Below are 15,272 nucleotides of genomic sequence, written 5' to 3'. Positions count from 1 at the left end.
TGCGTTTAAACCTAGAAAAAGCTACTGCACACGAAGAACACGACGGTACACGAAGGAAATCAAAAACATCGAAGCGGCATCGCTCTCACCAGATTGGTGAGCCTCAGTCGCGCTATGTTTCTTCGTATTTCCTTCGTGTTACTTTGTGTCCATCGTGGTTAATCGCCGGTTGAGGGTTGACAGAACTCCAAGGGGCGAAAACGAGGCCCAGTTTGGCGTGCGGGAACCCGCGCCACATGCCAGGAATGAAGACGTGTCTTTCACGTAACGCCATCGGAATGCCCTTGGCCGGATGACGTGTCCCTCCACATGGTCTCCTTACCACCAAGTGTATAGGTATGCTATACAATGGCCGCCATGATCAAATCGTTCCTGCACAAAGGGCTTGAGCGCTTCTTTCGTACCGGAAGCAGGGCGGGAATTCAACCCGCTCACGCGAGGCGGTTACGGCTTCAGCTTGCCCGGCTTGACACGGCGAACGGCGCGGAGGACATGAATCTACCCGGCTGGAGATTACACGCCCTCAAGGGAGATCTGAAAGGTCACTGGGCGGTGTGGGTCGGTCAAAACTGGCGCATGACTTTTCGTTTCGATGGCGAGCATGCGGTACTGGTGGATTATCGAGATTATCACTAGAGGACAGACAGTGAGCCGAATGTATAACCCGCCGCACCCAGGCGAGGTCTTGCGCGATGGCGTGTTTGCCGATACCGGTACCACGGTCACGGAGTTCGCCAAGCGCCTGGGCGTGACCCGAGCCGCGCTCTCTCGCGTATTGAACGGCAAAGCGGCGATGAGCGCCGATATGGCGGTGCGGCTAGCGGCAGCACTTGGTGGCGGCGCGCAATCCTGGCTGCACATGCAAGCGAATTACGATCTTTGGCATGCGCAACGCGCGCTCAAGCGGCAGGTGGCGAAGATCGAGCCCATGGCGCGCGGCGTGAGGTGATTATGTCGTATCTGAAGCTTCGCCGCGCCTAGCTAATGCAGCTTCGGCTTCTTAAGAAAGCCGCCGCGGTCCGCGGAGGTGACGCGGACTTGAACCACGGCGCCGCGCCGCACGATGGTCATGGGGACTTCCACACCCGCCCTGCCCAGCCCCCACAGCTTGCGGAATAAATCGGCGAGTCCGGAAATTTCTTGTCCTGCCACTGCCGTGATGAGATCTCCCGAGCGCAGGCCCGCTTGGTCCGCGGGTCCGCCCTTGGCCAAACCACCTACGCCCAGTTTGCCGTCGCTATCCACGAGATAGACACCGAGCCAGGGCTGGGCCGGGCGGTTAGCTTGCCCCTGGCGAAGCAAATCGTCCAGGATGGGTTCGAGCAAATCCACGGGAACGAACATGTTGCCCTGGGTGGCTTTTTCCTCGACCTTTTCTTGCACGAGCAATGAGCCTATACCCAGCAAGCGGCCGTCTTCTCCTAGCAGCGCGGTTCCGCCCCACTGCGGATGAGCCGGCGCGGTGAAGATGGCTTCGTCTAGCAAATACTCCCAATAGCCCGCGAATTCACGCTTGGCGATCACTTTGGCCTTGAGGGCGTGTTCTCGCCCGCCGTGGCCGGCGATCACGACATTGGCGCCGACATTGCAATTCGTGGCGGAGCCGCGCTGTAGCGCCGGGACCTTCAACCGGCCAAGGGCCTGCACCAAGCCAAAGCCCGTGGCGAAATCGTACGCCAGGGGGTGTCCTTGTATCGCGATGCCCTTGTTGGTGGTGAGCCAGACGGTTTCTGCTTCAGTGACAAGGTAACCGATGGTGAGGATCAATCCATCTTCGCGGATGACCACGCCGTTGCCCACCCGCTCCGTACCGAGAATATGGGCCGTGAAGGCATCGTCGGGGATTTCGGAGCGAATCATGACCACGCTCGCGAGCGCGGCCTCGAAATCGAAATCGAGATCCTTCGGGTTGGGTTGAAGGTTCTCGGGAAATGCCCATTGAGTAGTTTCGGCCATAGTGCGATTGTGCGCGATGCGTGTGCCGAGTTCAACTCTCATCGCAGCCGGGTATCCTTGCGGATTGCCCCTACGAATACTGTTGTGAAAAATAATCCGGAAGCCGATTCACCCTACGCCTGGATGCGGTTGGTGGTGTCCGTGTTGCTGGCCGCCATGGGTAGCTCGGGCATGTTCATCGTAAGCGTGGCCTTGCCGCAAGTGCAGGCGGAGTTCGGCGTCACGCGCTCGGAGGCCTCGCTGCCCTACACGGTGACCATGATCGGCCTGGGCCTGGGCAGCATTCTCATGGGACGAATCTCCGATCGCATTGGGATCATGTGGCCGGTGCTGTTCGGCACGCTGTGCCTTTCCCTGGGTTACATCCTGTCGAGCAAGGCAACCAGCTTGGGCCAATACACGGCCACCTACGGACTGCTGATCGGATTGCTCGGCAGTTCCGCCACCTTCGGCCCGCTCATTGCCGATACGTCATTGTGGTTCTCGCGCCGGCGAGGATTAGCGGTGGGTATATGCGCGAGTGGAAATTATCTGGGCGGTGCGTTGTGGCCCACCGTCGCGCAACACTTTTTCCAATCCACGGATTGGCGGCAAACGTTCTTCGGCATCGGTTGTTTCTGCCTCGCCGTGATGCTGCCGTTGGCCCTGCTGCTGCGGCGGCGCCCGGCGGCACAGTCCTCCACTGTGCCAAGTAGTCTGTCCACGGGGGCACGCTCTCTCGGGCTCTCGCCCAACGCCTTGCAGACACTGCTCTGCGTTGCCGGGGTGGCCTGCTGTGTCGCCATGTCCATGCCCCAGGTTCACATCGTGGCCTATTGCGGCGATCTGGGTTATGGCCCCGCGCGTGGGGCGCAAATGCTGTCCATGATGCTGGGCTTTGGCATCGTGAGCCGCATCACCTTTGGAATCATTTCCGACCGCGTCGGCGGGGTGCGCACCTTGATCATCGGGTCCGCCTTGCAGGGGCTCGCCTTGCTGATGTTCATCCCTTTCGACAGCCTGGCCTCGCTCTACGTGATCTCGGCGATGTTCGGATTGTTCCAGGGCGGCATCGTGCCCTCCTACGCCATCATCGTGCGGGAGAATTTCTCTCCCAAGGAGGCGGGCGTGCGGGTAACCATGGTGCTCACCGCCACCATGTTCGGCATGGCCCTGGGCGGATGGCTCTCGGGCGCAATCTTCGACCTCACGGGCTCGTACAATGCGGCATTCATGAACGGCATGGCGTGGAACGGGCTCAATCTGGTCATCGCGACTTGGCTATTGAGGCGTTCCATGCGGCGGCGGGTCACTACTTAGGGGGAGCCATGGCCACAATCAAGACAGACGACGGCGTGAGCCTTTATTTCGAGGAAACCGGCAGCGGCACGCCGGTGATTTTCGTTCACGAGTTCGCGGGCGACGTGCGCAGTTGGGAGCCGCAAATGCGGCATTTCTCGCGGCGCTACCGCTGCATCGCCTATAACGCGCGCGGTTATCCGCCCTCCGAGATTCCCGAGGATGTTGGCAACTACTCGCAAGCGCGCCAAAGGGACGACATCCTGAGCGTGATGAACGCGCTGAAGATCGAACGCGCGCATATCGTAGGGTTGTCCATGGGCGCTTTTGCCACGCTGCATTTCGGCATGAGTTATTCGCCGCGTGCATTGTCCCTCGTGGTGGCCGGCTGCGGCTATGGTGCGCACCCTTCCGAGCACGCGCAGTTTCAAGAGACCGCCAAGAACAACGCCAAGATCATGGTGGAGAAGGGCATGCCGTACTTTGCTTCCACCTATGGCCACGGCCCAGGCCGGTTGCAGTATCGCGATAAGGATCCGCGCGGCTTCGCGCAGTTCATCCAGCACTTCGGCGAGCATTCCTCCAAGGGCTCCCCGCTTACCATGATGGGCTACCAGGGCCGCAGACCTTCGCTCTACAGCTTGACGGACGACATGGCCAAGATCAGCGCGCCTTTGCTGGTGGTGGCCGGCGATGAGGACGATCCGACGCTGGAGCCAGGCCTACTCATGAAACGCACCATCCGTACATGCGGGCTGGCGGTTCTGCCCAAGAGCGGACACGTGCTCAACCTTGAAGAACCCGCGCTGTTCAACCGTATCGTGGAAGATTTTTTCCACCAAGTCGAGAACGGCCGCTGGGTCAACCGGAGTTAAGTTCATGGCATCCAGCGAAGCCCTTTCCCATCTGCGCGTGATCGATTTGACCCGCGTGCGCGCGGGCCCCACCTGCGTGCGCCAATTCGCCGACTGGGGGGCCGATGTCATCAAAGTGGAAATGCCCAGCGAAGACGATGATGGTTTCGGTAACCGCGCGGGGTCGGATTTTCAGAATCTGCACCGCAACAAGCGCTCCATCACCCTCAACCTCAAGGATCCGCGTGGCGTCGAGATTTTGAAGAAGCTCGTGCGCAAGGCCGACATCATCGTCGAGAACTACCGCCCCGATGTGAAATTCAAACTTGGCATCGATTACGACACGCTCTCCAAGGAAAACCCCGGCCTCATCTACGCCAGCATTTCGGGTTTCGGCCAGGATGGACCGTACCGCGCGCGCGCCGGCTTCGACCAAATCGCCCAAGGCATGGGCGGGCTCATGTGGACGACCGGCTTGCCGGGCCACGGACCCGTGCGGGCTGGCACGCCGCTGGCGGATTTGAGCGCGGGATTGTTCGCCGCGCTAGGAATCATGACCGCCTTGCAAGAGCGTTCCCGCTCGGGAAAAGGGCAATGGGTGCAAAGCTCCTTGCTCGCCGCCATGGTGACCATGATGGATTTTCAAGCCGCGCGCTGGCTAATGGAAAAGGAGATCCCGGGCCAAGCGGGCAACGATCATCCGACCTCCATGCCCACCAGCGTGTATCCAACCGCTGACGGCTTCATCAATATCGCTGCCAGCGGCAAAGTCATCTTCTGGCGCTTGTGCGAAGCGCTGGGCGATCCCGGCCTTGCGGCCCATCCGAGCTACGCCAATGCCGATCTAAGATCCACGCACCGGGTCGCGTTGAATCAAGCCATCTCGGCGCATACCAAGCGTTATAAGGCGAAGGATCTCATCGCCTTGCTCAACAAAGCCGGTGTGCCCTGCGGGCCCATCTACAAGATGGACGAAGTGTTTGCCGATCCGCAAGTTCGGCATTTAGGCATGGCGGTGCCCGTACCAACCCCGGAGGGCGGAGAAATTTCGCTAGTCGCCCCAGGGGTGATGCTCTCGCGCACGCCGGCAAAATTGAAGCGCGCCATGGGCCGGGCGGGTGAACACAACTCCGAAGTGCTACGCGATTTGGGTTACAGCGAGAGCGAGATCGCCGCGCTTGCAAGCGGCAAAGTCATTTAAGGATAACGATGAATAGCGATACGAATAGCCGGGGAAAACTAAAAGTCGAACGCGATGGCGCCATCGGACGCATGGTGCTGGACAACGTGGAACGGCGCAACGCCGTCAATGGTGATATGTGGCGCGCCATCCCCGAAGCAGTCAAGGAGTTCGTCGCCGACCCAGCCATTCGCTGCATCGTCCTGCGCGGCGAGGGCACGACAGCATTCGCGGCAGGTGCCGACATCTCCGAGTTCGAGAAAAACCGCGCGACCCAGGATAACGTGAAGACCTACGAAGGCTGGACCGAAGCCGCGCACCACGCCATCGAGGCTTCGCCAAAGCCGGTGATCGCGCTGATCCATGGTTTTTGCGTGGGCGGCGGCATGGCACTGGCATTGTCATGCGATCTGCGCTACTGCGCGGACAACAGCCAATTCGCCGTACCCGCCGCGCGCTTGGGGTTGGGTTATGGCGTGCATGGCCACAACCGCTTGGTCTCGACTGTTGGCCAAGCCTCCGCGCGCGAAATCATGTACAGCGCGCGCCGCTACAGCGCGCAGGAAGCGCAGGCCATGGGCCTGGTCAACCGCGTGCTACCCAGCGCGGAGTTGGATGAATACGTGCGCAAGATGGCCGCCGGCCTGGCCTCCAACGCGCCGCTTACCATGGCCACCTCCAAGACCATCATCAACGAATTGATCGAAGCAAAAGGAGACTTCGCCGAAGCGCAACGCATGATCGCCCGCTGCATGGGGAGCGAGGATTACATCGAGGGAAGGCGCGCCTTCATGGAGAAGCGCAAGTCCGTGTTCAAGGGCAGATAGGCCGCGTGATGTGGTGTGCATCTCCGCAACGGATTAACTCACGGGATTTATGAATCACGCTGCGCCAGATACTTTTTCTCAACGCCGGGCCGCGTTGAAGGCCGCGCTCAAAACCGGCTTGGTGATCGCGCCCGGCGTGTTCGATGGCATATCCGCTCGCATCGCCGATCGCATGGGTTTCAGTGCTCTGTACATGACCGGTTACGGAACCGTCGCTTCCGCATTTGGCTTGCCGGACGCGGGCATCGCCACGTACACCCAGATGGAAGAGCGTGCTCGCATGATCGCGAGCCTCACAAGCACGCCGCTGATCGCCGACGCCGATACGGGCTATGGCGGTTTGCTCAACGTTCAGCACACCGTGCGTGGCTACGAAGCCGCTGGAGTTTGCGCCATCCAGCTTGAAGACCAGGAGTTCCCAAAAAAATGCGGCCACATGCTGGGCCGCCGCGTGGTACCCATGGAGGATATGGCCGCGAAGGTGCGAGTAGCGGTAGACAGCCGTAATGATCCTAACTTCCTCATCATCGCGCGGACTGATGCGCGTACCACTCATGGGATCGGCGAGGCGCTGCGCCGTGCCGAAGCGTATGCCAAGGCCGGTGCCGATCTGCTATTTATCGAAAGCCCAGAGAGCGCGGAAGAGATGGAACGCATCGGCCAATCCTTTGGCCTCCCGCTGGTGGCGAATATGGTCGAAGGTGGCCGCACTCCCGTATTACCCGCCGCCGAGTTGGAGCGCATCGGGTACAGGCTGGCGATATTTCCCTCCCTGGGATTTCTGGCGGCCACCGCTGCCATGGAAAAAGCCTTCGCCGGCCTCAAGGAAAAACGCTCAAGCGCCGAGCCAGCAGTTCCTCTGTACGAATTCCAAGCCATGAGCCGCTTGATGGGGTTCGGCGAAGTCAGTGCCTTCGATAGAAAGTATCGCGACGAACCGTCTTGAGTTGGGTGGCTGCGGAGCCAAGATCCATTCCAAGAACCCGGACAAACAAAACTTTTGCGATTCCCGGTATTCGCGCATGGAGGTTCTGAAATGGAAGCGAAAAGGGACAAGGTATTTAAGCACGGAGGTAGCCAGGCAGTTCGGCTTCCAGCGGAATTTCGATTCGGCGGTGATGAGGTCTATCTAAGCCGCTGCCCCTTTGCGGGCGACATTGTGTTGTCCAAGAAACCGAGAAGCTGGAGAGAGTTTTTTGCCTTGCGTGAGGAAGCGAAAGTTCTCGAGGATTTCATGACCGAAAGGGGCGATGACATTCCGCAGTCTCGAAAATTATTTGAGAAGTAAATGTTGCGCTTCATGCTCGACACCGATACCTGTAGCGACTTGATACGTGGCGGCATGCCTGGCCTAGATGCCGCAATTTCCAAGAAATCCCCCGCAACCCTGTGTATGTCAGTGGTGAGCCGTGCTGAGTTGTTATTCGGCGTCGAACGCAGGGGCCGCCTGCCGAAACTCGCGGCGTTGGTTGCCAGATTTCTTCAGCAGGTGCCGAGCCTAGCTTGGGACGATAACGTTGCGCATGTTTACGCGGCAGTTCGAGCCGAGATGGAGAGTAGCGGGAAATTGATTGGAAACTTGGACATGATGATCGCGGCCCATGCTCTTGCAACCGATTTGGCCTTGGTTACGAATAATGAACGCCATTTCAAGCGCGTTCCAGGTTTGTGCCTTGAGAATTGGGCGAAATGAGCGGGACTCTTTCTCGCCCGGGGCGTCCCCCCAATCGTTCTAACACACCTCTAAGTTGACGAGATCAACTGCCGTTATAACGCCCCCGCGATCGCCCTTCCAACGTCTTCCGTATTCGCCTTTCCGCCGATATCCGGCGTACGCGGGCCATCTTGCAAACACTTCTCCACTGCCTTCATGATGGCGGCGGCAGCTTGAGGGTGGCCAAGATGGTCCAACATCATCGCCCCTGACCAGATCTGGCCGATGGGGTTGGCGATCTTCTTGCCGTAGATATCCGGGGCAGAACCATGCACGGGTTCGAACAATGAAGGCGCCGTGCTTTCCGGGTTGATGTTGGCCGAGGGCGCGATGCCGATGGTGCCCGCTGTCGCCGGGCCGATGTCGGAGATGATGTCGCCGAACAAGTTCGAGGCGACGATGACGTCGAAGCGCTGCGGATTGAGCACCAGTTGGATGGTGAGTCCGTCGATGTGATATTGATCCGTGCTCACGCCGGGATAGTGGGCGGCCATGGCTTTGAAGCGCTCGTCCCAGTAGGGCATGGTGATGGAAATGCCGTTGGATTTGGTGGCCGACGTTACCTTTTTGCGCGCGCGCATCATGGCCAGCTCGAAGGCGTACTTCATGATGCGGTCCACGCCCTTGCGGGTGAAAGTGGATTGCTGCATGGCCATTTCCCGGTCCGTGCCTTCGAACATGCGCCCGCCCACCGCGGAGTATTCGCCTTCTGTATTTTCGCGCACGACGTAGTAGTCGATGTCTCCCACCTTGCGATTGGCCAGCGGGCAGGCGATGCCCGGCATCAAGCGCACGGGCCGCAGATTCACGTACTGGTCGAAATACTTGCGGAAGTTCATCAGGGAACCCCACAGCGACACGTGATCGGGCACTTTCGCGGGCCATCCGGTGGCGCCGAAGTAGATGCAATCGTGGCCCCCAATCTTGTCGCGCCAATCGGCCGGCATCCACCAGCCGTGCTTATCGTAGTTGTCGCAACTCCAATCGAAATGATCGAAGGAGAGCGCCACGCCGAATTTGCGCGCGGCGGCGTCCAATACACGAACGCCCTCGGGCATGACTTCCTTGCCGATTCCGTCACCGGCAATGACTGCAATTTTTTTCATCGGTAAATTTCCAGCGAGTCGAAAGTAAAAAGGCGGAGCAGACACTCTGCTCCGCCTTAGGTGGTGAGTGCGGTTACAGCAAACCGCGCGCAGCTTGCATTGCCGCTTGCATATCGGGTAACGCGGTGACTTCCGGAACCACTTGTAGGTAGCGCACGATATTGTCCTTATCGGTCACGATCACCGCGCGCGCCAGCAGCCCCAGAGGGGCAATCATCAAGCCATTATTATTGCCAAACTCCCGGTCTTTGTAATCGGATAGAAAAGTGATGTTGCTTATCTTCGCTTCCTTGGCGAACCGAGTCTGCGCGAACGGCAGATCCATGCTGACGGTCACCAGTTCCACGCTCTTGTCCAATCCGGCATTCTTCTCGGAAAGCTCGTGGGTCTGCTTGTCGCAGGTCGGGGTGTCGAGAGAGGGCACTACGCTGATGATGCGGACCTTCCCGCTGGAATCCGCGAGATTGACGGACTTGAGATTGCTGGCGGAAAGCATGGCGGACGGAAGTGGCTTGCCAACCTCCACCATCCCAGAGCCAGCCAGCGGAAGCGCGCCGCCTTTCATGGTAATGCTGCTACCCGCGCCCGCCCTAACGGTACCCTTGTCTATGGGAAGATCGGCTTGAACTTGATTGGTGACCTGGCTCGCACAACCGGCGAGCAGCGCGACGATAGCCGTTACCGCGAGTACTTGTTTCATGGTGGTCTCCTATGGTTGGTGTTCCTGCATCGCATCGCGCCCGCCTGAATGGCTTGGAACTTGTTACCAGAACGGCACGGCGAAGCCGGCATATTAGTCCAATCCCTCCGGGGCGCGGGTTTAGCGGTGCCGAACGCTTCTGCGCTGAAGGTAGATGCGAAACAAATAGGGGTTGAGCGTGCGTAGCTTTTCCCGCTAGGAGATGAGGCGATTGCAGATGCCTTGGCGTTCTAGATCGATGAGCCGTAGCACCTGGCGTGCGGCGTTCCCCGGTGAGGTATCGGGAAAAATAAGATCTTCCAGTTCTTTCGCGGCCGCTGGATATTCCACCAGATACCACGCGGGAAACCATTCCGCGAGCGCTTCGGTGTGTTCCCATTCGCAGGCATCCTGAAAAGCGTCCCACTCTTGGTCAAGCACCTCGTCGCCAAGCTCAGCCAACACCGGCGCGAAGCGGCTAGGCTCTCGCATGGCCAATTCAAACAAAACGGATCGCGCCGCGTCGAGCCCGCCGCTTCTGTGGCGCGCGATTCCTAGCCAATGCAAGGCATCCGGGCATTGGCCCGCATTGGGAATGGAAAGAGCTGCCTCCTCGGCTTGCGCCCACTCCCCGCTTCGCAAGCATAACCATCCCCGGTGCGCCTTGGGACGGGCAGGGTCGTAGTCCGCGTCGCCCGCGATCCGCGCCAGTTCGCGGAAGAAGGAAGCCATGAACTCCTGCGCGCCCGGTCCCAGCACCCGGCTGGCGTTTTGCATCTCTTCGTCTAACCAGACGGCGCTGCGTGCGATGTCCGCGCCATGGGAAGAAGGCTTCTCCCATTCTCCTATCCGGGACACCAAACGATCCAGCATTGGCAACTGGTCATGCGAGGGTTCGTGCCGGCGAAGACCGGCGATGGCGTCCGCCGCGCGCCCGGTGTCGCGCGCAGTCAATACGGCGATCGCCTAGTTCACGAAAATGACGGAGCGCGAGTCGAGAAAAAGATCGAGCTGAATTGACATGAGGCGGGCTCGGCATCCTCGCCCCTCCCTAGCTCGCGGGGGAGGGAGGGGCGGTTCTTTCCTAGTTCTTGTAGGCCGCCACCGGTAGCGAAGGCACGCCCGCGAATTGGGCAGGGACTTCGCCCGTCAGGGACTCAAGAAATGCAACGATATCGCCTATGTCCGCGTCGTTGAGGTCGCGCCCCAATTGCAACTTGCCCATGATGCGCATGGCGTCCTCGAGTTTCGCCACGGAACCGTCGTGAAAGAACGGTGGAGTTACTGCGACGTTGCGTAGTTGTTGCACCTTGAACATGAAGGCGTCGGCTTCGTTCTTCGTGTCTTGGAAGCGGCCCTTGTCGCGGCCCTTGAACAGTTCGATTTCCTGGCTTCCCGTAAGGGTCCAGTAATCCGCCGTGATGCCGAACTTCTGGTACATCTGCCCGCCCACCAGCACACCGCCGTGGCAACCCGAGCAACCAAACGCCATGAATTTGTCCAGGCCGTGCTTGGCTTGCTTGCCCAATGCGTTGGTGTCGCCCTTCAAATAGCGGTCGAAGGGCGCGGGCGTGAGCAACGTGCGTTCATAGGCGCCGATGGCCTTGCTCCAGTTGGCCGCCGTGATGGTCTCGGCTTCGCTTGGGAAGGCCTTTTCGAATAGCGTCCGGTAGCCGGGAATGGCGCGCAGCTTTGCTTCCGCCATGGCGTAGTCTTTGTTGCCATAGGCCAGCGGGCTTACTAAAGCCTTGAGGGCTTGCTCTTCGACATCAACGCGATTTACCCCATAGTGCTGGGCGAACTGTAGCGCCGTGTTGAACACCGTGGGAACGTTACGCGGAATCAGTTTGCCGGAATTGCCGATGGAACGCGGTAGTGCATCGGTGCCGTGGAACTGCGGCTGGTGGCACTCGGCACAGCTTTGCTTGCCGTCCGAGGAAACGCGCGTCTCGTAGAAGAGCTTGCGGCCCATTTCCACTCGCGCGGGCGTTAACGGATATTGCGCCGTGGCCGCATCGGCGGGCAAAGGTTTGAACTGCGCTTGCGCGCGTTCGAGTAACGCTTGTTCGCCATCGTCCGCGCTCAGTGCGGAAATTAATGTAGCCGTCAAGACTCACGCGCCCCATAGCATTGCAATCTTCTTCGATTTCATCACTGAATGTTCCCTCAAAAGTAAATCCTAACGATGCGCCTCGCCCCGGCGCCATTCACGCTCAGCTTGGTCCCAAGCGCCTAAGGCTTGCAGGTCCGGAACCCATGCTAACCCGGTTTTGCCGTCGGAGGACTTTGCCTCGGGCGTGACCACCACATCCAACAACGCGGGTCGGCTCTTGAGCGCGCGCTCAAGGGCATTCGGCAAATCCTCCGCCCTCTCCACGCGCTCCGCGTGCATTCCGAAGGCGCGCGCCATGGCGGCGTAATCGGAGAACTGCAACCGCGTTCCAACTACTTTGCCGTGGGTATCCGTTTGGTCATGCACTTCAATCTGCCAGGCACCATTGTTCGCCACTACGATCAGTACGGGCGCTTTGTGCCGCACCGCCGTGTCGATTTCCATGGCATTGAAGCCGAAGGCGCCATCGCCGGTGGCAACGACCACTTGCCGGTTGGGAAAAGCCAAGCTTGCCGCGACCCCAAAGGGTGTACCGATCCCAATGCAGCCCAAGGACCCGGGATCGAGATAAGTGCTGGCCGAGAGGCCCACGCGCGCAAAGCTTAGGAAATCCCCGCCGTCGGCGATCACGATGGCATCGGGGCTGAGTTTACTCTGCAACTCGCCGAGCACGCGGTTGGGATGCATGCGTCCATCGCTCCCTGGGGCGGCTGTAGCCAGTGTTTCTCGCAATTTCTTGGCGCGTGCTTCATGCTGCTGGCGCAGGCCGTCGGCCCAGGCGCGATCTACGTTGGAAACCTGGTTGCCAGCCTTCTTGGTCATGGCGGCCAGCGCCGAGGCCGGTTGCGCGAAAATTTCCACCTCGCCACGCCGGTTGTCGCGCAACTCGGAAGGCGCATCGGCGATGCGCACGAAGCGTGCCTCGCCAAACACCGCGGGCGAGCCATAAGCAAGCTGAAAATCCAACCGCCGGCCCAGAGTCACTACCACGTCCGCCTCGCTCATGGAGGTCCCTCGCATGGCCGCCACCACGGCTGGATGGGCATCGGGCACCAACCCCCGGCTTTCTCCGGTGTCTAGGTAGGCAGCGCCGAGCTTATCTAGAAATGCGGTGAGTTCCGCGCCCGACCCACGTGCGCCCCGGCCACTGATGACAAGCGGGCGTTTTGCGCTCCACAGCAGATCCACCGCCGCGGATACGCTGGCCGCATCGGGCAGCAGCACCGGCTTATTCTTCGGGCGAAAGTGTTCTTCCAGTTGCACGGCTCTCGGAACTTCCGCGCGCAACGTATCCGTGGGAAAGTCGAGGTATACCGGCCCCGGATCGCCGCCTTGCCCAAACGCCCGCGACACCGCTTCATCCAACTCTTGCAATACGAGGGCGGGCTCGCGCACCGTGCGTGCGTAACGCGTAAGCGAGCGCACCAAATCCGTGTGCACGATATCTTGCAAGGCACCGCGGTTCTCCTGCGGCTGCGGCGGCAAGCCAGACAGCACCAGCACGCTGGCGCGCGCGACATGGGCGTTGGCGATACCGGTCATGGCGTTGGTCACACCTGGCCCGGCGGTTAGCAGTGCCACGCCCAGGCCACCCGTCAAGTCACTGTGGGCATGCGCCATATAGACGGCGGCGCGCTCGTCGCGCACATCGACGATACGAATGCCCTCCGCATCGCAGCGCATCCAGATGGGCATGATGTGCCCCCCGCATAGCGCGAAGATGCGGTCCACGCCGCGCGCCTTGAGAAACCGAGCGATAACGCCAGCGGCAGTGTTCGGGGTTAGCGGCGGGGGTTGGACAGCCATGAGTTCATTTGATGAAGATACGGACCCAGCATTTTTGGCGGTGCTCGTCCTAAGGGTCAACGGGGCTCGGCGGGAAGGTGTTGCCAACACGGTGTTTCGCGGGGTGAGTGTAATGCAACCAGGTAAATGAACCTATTCCCGCCATCCACTTCCTTCCCTCATCCCCGGCCCTTCTCCCGGAGCGAGAAGGGAACAACTCCCCTCGTCCTCGGGGAGGGGGTGAGGGAACGGTTTGATGCTAAGACTAATACGGCAAATCTACGCAACCAATCGCCGCATTTAGGTTTATTTGGAGGAGACGAGAAGGTTGTGCCGGTCTCGCCTCAGAGAGATCCCGCCATCCCCAAACGCATGCGTTTCGGGACCGCCAACGACCTAGGGTTCGTTGACCGGATAGTGACATCGCCAGGAATCAGGTGCCTCGCCATGCAGTAACTCCTTCTCCAGTTACTGGTAAAAACGCCAGTTACTGTAATAGTTACTGCATTTTGGCCCGGATGCAAGCGGATGTTACTGCACTACCCTGGACAAAGGAAAAGACACAAGTCTTAAATTTCAAGGGCTTGTGGCTTCTCTTGGACTTCCTTGGATCATTATGTGGTGGAGACGAGGAGGATCGAACTCCCGACCTTCGCATTGCGAACGCGACGCTCTCCCAGCTGAGCTACGTCCCCATTTGTTCGTTGGTACTTTTCTGCTTCTTGCAACTTCCACTTTTACTACGAAATTAGAGGAGACGAGGCTCTTGTGCAGGTCTCGCAGAGGCAATGCGAACGCGACTCTCCGAAGCTGAGCTACGTCCCCACATTCCGTTTCGGCCTGTATCCCGGCCGAAGGGTGCGCATTTTATATCACTTAGGTGCGGGCGATGAGGTGCCTGCGGGATTTCGTGAACGGTAGGCCCAAAGCAACATGACGATGCCCGCGGCGATCATCGGCAGGCTAAGCCACTGGCCCATGGAAAATTTGCCTAGCAGGCCGAGGAAGGCATCGGGCTCGCGGGTGAATTCCACGGCGAAGCGCAGCGTGCCGTAGGCCACCAGGAATACACCGGACACGGCGCCGGGCGGTCTGGGTTTGCTGGAGAAGATCCATAGGATCAGGAAGAGCAGCAGTCCTTCGGTGCAGGCTTCGTAGAGTTGGGAAGGGTGGCGCGGTGTGGTGTCCACATTGGGGAACACCATGGCCCAGGGAACTTCGGATGCACGCCCCCACAGTTCCGCGTTGATGAAATTGCCGATGCGGCCCGCGCCCAAGCCGGGTGGCGTCAAGGGTACGACGAAATCCGTGATCGCCAGCAAAGACCGCTTGGTGAATTTGGCGTAGAGGAGCATGGCGGTGAACACACCGATTAATCCTCCATGGAAGGACATGCCGCCTTCCCAGACATAGAAGATGTGCAGGGGATTTGCCATGTACTCGGAGAACTTATAGAACAGCACGTAGCCCAGGCGGCCGCCGATGACCACGCCCAGCACGCCGTAGAACACGATGTCATCCAAGGACTGCGTGGTCCATCCCGGTTCGGGGCGGTGCTTGATGCGGTAGCGCCCCAGCAGCACCACGCCCACGAATCCCACCAGATACGTCAAGCCATACCATCTTATGGCCACAGGCCCAAGTTGAAGGGCGATGGGGTCGAACTGCGGGTGCACAACCATCAAGGGACGGGCGAGGGCGTGGGAGGGGAGGCGCGGATTATAAGGGAGGGCCTGTCTACTTCTCGCCAGCGTTGTTGCGATCCACCGACAGCCGGTTT

The 15,272-nt window shown here is 59.8% G+C and carries 16 protein-coding genes and 1 tRNA gene; 9 read left to right on the top strand and 8 right to left on the bottom strand.

The genetic code is table 11. The annotated features are described in order from the left end of the window. Positions 1-357: 357 nt before the first annotated feature. The gene (locus EXR36_12700; GenBank protein ID MSQ60466.1) at positions 358-636 is read left to right on the top strand and encodes a peptidase; all 279 of its coding nucleotides are present in this window, start codon (positions 358-360) and stop codon (positions 634-636) included. 19 nt (positions 637-655) lie between these two features. After that, positions 656-949 (top strand): addiction module antidote protein, HigA family, encoded by a 294-nt coding sequence (higA, locus tag EXR36_12695; protein ID MSQ60465.1) that lies wholly within the window; start codon positions 656-658, stop codon positions 947-949. A 32-nt stretch (positions 950-981) separates the two neighbouring features. Here higA and EXR36_12690 read toward each other — a convergent pair whose 3' ends face one another. Then, positions 982-1,956, bottom strand: a complete 975-nt coding sequence (locus tag EXR36_12690) for a serine protease (protein MSQ60464.1) — start codon at positions 1,954-1,956, stop codon at positions 982-984. Positions 1,957-2,079: 123 nt separating this feature from the next. Here EXR36_12690 and EXR36_12685 point away from each other — a divergent pair, with 123 nt between their 5' ends. The 7 genes from EXR36_12685 to EXR36_12655 all read left to right on the top strand — a co-directional run bounded on the left by EXR36_12685 (position 2,080) and on the right by EXR36_12655 (position 7,788). Next, positions 2,080-3,255, top strand: a complete 1,176-nt coding sequence (locus tag EXR36_12685) for an MFS transporter (GenBank protein ID MSQ60463.1) — start codon at positions 2,080-2,082, stop codon at positions 3,253-3,255. An 8-nt stretch (positions 3,256-3,263) separates the two neighbouring features. After that, positions 3,264-4,109 carry an alpha/beta hydrolase gene (locus EXR36_12680; protein MSQ60462.1) on the top strand — a complete coding sequence of 282 codons (846 nt, stop codon included), beginning with the start codon at positions 3,264-3,266 and terminating at the stop codon, positions 4,107-4,109. Between the two features lie 4 nt (positions 4,110-4,113). After that, positions 4,114-5,289 carry a CoA transferase gene (locus tag EXR36_12675; GenBank protein MSQ60461.1) on the top strand — a complete coding sequence of 392 codons (1,176 nt, stop codon included), beginning with the start codon at positions 4,114-4,116 and terminating at the stop codon, positions 5,287-5,289. A gap of 2 nt (positions 5,290-5,291) precedes the next feature. Then, complete coding sequence (locus EXR36_12670) at positions 5,292-6,095, top strand: enoyl-CoA hydratase (GenBank protein MSQ60460.1); 804 nt, start codon at positions 5,292-5,294, stop codon at positions 6,093-6,095. Between the two features lie 49 nt (positions 6,096-6,144). Then, complete coding sequence (locus tag EXR36_12665) at positions 6,145-7,041, top strand: isocitrate lyase/PEP mutase family protein (GenBank protein ID MSQ60459.1); 897 nt, start codon at positions 6,145-6,147, stop codon at positions 7,039-7,041. A gap of 90 nt (positions 7,042-7,131) precedes the next feature. Then, positions 7,132-7,383, top strand: coding sequence for an AbrB/MazE/SpoVT family DNA-binding domain-containing protein (locus EXR36_12660; GenBank protein MSQ60458.1), 252 nt, complete (start codon positions 7,132-7,134; stop codon positions 7,381-7,383). Continuing rightward, the gene (locus EXR36_12655) at positions 7,384-7,788 is read left to right on the top strand and encodes a type II toxin-antitoxin system VapC family toxin (GenBank protein ID MSQ60457.1); all 405 of its coding nucleotides are present in this window, start codon (positions 7,384-7,386) and stop codon (positions 7,786-7,788) included. Positions 7,789-7,862: 74 nt separating this feature from the next. Here the strand turns inward: EXR36_12655 and EXR36_12650 are convergent, their stop codons facing one another. The 7 genes from EXR36_12650 to EXR36_12620 form a co-directional block, all read right to left on the bottom strand. Then, the gene (locus EXR36_12650) at positions 7,863-8,915 is read right to left on the bottom strand and encodes a tartrate dehydrogenase (protein ID MSQ60456.1); all 1,053 of its coding nucleotides are present in this window, start codon (positions 8,913-8,915) and stop codon (positions 7,863-7,865) included. 73 nt (positions 8,916-8,988) lie between these two features. Continuing rightward, positions 8,989-9,615, bottom strand: coding sequence for a thiol peroxidase (locus tag EXR36_12645; protein MSQ60455.1), 627 nt, complete (start codon positions 9,613-9,615; stop codon positions 8,989-8,991). Positions 9,616-9,810: 195 nt separating this feature from the next. Then, entirely contained in the window at positions 9,811-10,548 is a 738-nt protein-coding gene (locus EXR36_12640; GenBank protein ID MSQ60454.1) for a hypothetical protein, read from the bottom strand. A gap of 130 nt (positions 10,549-10,678) precedes the next feature. After that, entirely contained in the window at positions 10,679-11,704 is a 1,026-nt protein-coding gene (locus EXR36_12635) for a cytochrome-c peroxidase (GenBank protein MSQ60453.1), read from the bottom strand. A 69-nt stretch (positions 11,705-11,773) separates the two neighbouring features. After that, positions 11,774-13,513 carry a thiamine pyrophosphate-binding protein gene (locus EXR36_12630; protein ID MSQ60452.1) on the bottom strand — a complete coding sequence of 580 codons (1,740 nt, stop codon included), beginning with the start codon at positions 13,511-13,513 and terminating at the stop codon, positions 11,774-11,776. Positions 13,514-14,111: 598 nt separating this feature from the next. Beyond that, positions 14,112-14,187, bottom strand: a tRNA-Ala gene (locus EXR36_12625). A gap of 177 nt (positions 14,188-14,364) precedes the next feature. Further along, positions 14,365-15,174 carry a prolipoprotein diacylglyceryl transferase gene (locus EXR36_12620; GenBank protein MSQ60451.1) on the bottom strand — a complete coding sequence of 270 codons (810 nt, stop codon included), beginning with the start codon at positions 15,172-15,174 and terminating at the stop codon, positions 14,365-14,367. Between the last annotated feature and the right edge of the window lie 98 nt (positions 15,175-15,272).

Source organism: Betaproteobacteria bacterium, from assembly GCA_009693245.1.
Classification (GTDB): domain Bacteria; phylum Pseudomonadota; class Gammaproteobacteria; order Burkholderiales; family SHXO01; genus SHXO01.
The sequence above is the reverse complement of the archived record's forward strand: the minus strand, read 5'-3'. Positions and strand labels throughout refer to the sequence as shown.

Bases quoted from the DNA above. Each gene is read 5' to 3' on its own strand.
- EXR36_12690 (MSQ60464.1), bottom strand. From the start codon at position 1,956: ATGGCCGAAACTACTCAATGGGCATTTCCCGAGAACCTTCAACCCAAC.
- EXR36_12685 (MSQ60463.1), top strand. From the start codon at position 2,080: ATGCGGTTGGTGGTGTCCGTGTTGCTGGCCGCCATGGGTAGCTCGGGC.
- EXR36_12655 (MSQ60457.1), top strand. From the start codon at position 7,384: ATGTTGCGCTTCATGCTCGACACCGATACCTGTAGCGACTTGATACGT.
- EXR36_12650 (MSQ60456.1), bottom strand. From the start codon at position 8,915: ATGAAAAAAATTGCAGTCATTGCCGGTGACGGAATCGGCAAGGAAGTC.
- EXR36_12660 (MSQ60458.1), top strand. From the start codon at position 7,132: ATGGAAGCGAAAAGGGACAAGGTATTTAAGCACGGAGGTAGCCAGGCA.
- EXR36_12630 (MSQ60452.1), bottom strand. From the start codon at position 13,513: ATGGCTGTCCAACCCCCGCCGCTAACCCCGAACACTGCCGCTGGCGTT.
- higA (MSQ60465.1), top strand. From the start codon at position 656: ATGTATAACCCGCCGCACCCAGGCGAGGTCTTGCGCGATGGCGTGTTT.
- EXR36_12645 (MSQ60455.1), bottom strand. From the start codon at position 9,615: ATGAAACAAGTACTCGCGGTAACGGCTATCGTCGCGCTGCTCGCCGGT.
- EXR36_12665 (MSQ60459.1), top strand. From the start codon at position 6,145: ATGAATCACGCTGCGCCAGATACTTTTTCTCAACGCCGGGCCGCGTTG.
- EXR36_12680 (MSQ60462.1), top strand. From the start codon at position 3,264: ATGGCCACAATCAAGACAGACGACGGCGTGAGCCTTTATTTCGAGGAA.
- EXR36_12620 (MSQ60451.1), bottom strand. From the start codon at position 15,174: ATGGTTGTGCACCCGCAGTTCGACCCCATCGCCCTTCAACTTGGGCCT.
- EXR36_12700 (MSQ60466.1), top strand. From the start codon at position 358: ATGATCAAATCGTTCCTGCACAAAGGGCTTGAGCGCTTCTTTCGTACC.
- EXR36_12675 (MSQ60461.1), top strand. From the start codon at position 4,114: ATGGCATCCAGCGAAGCCCTTTCCCATCTGCGCGTGATCGATTTGACC.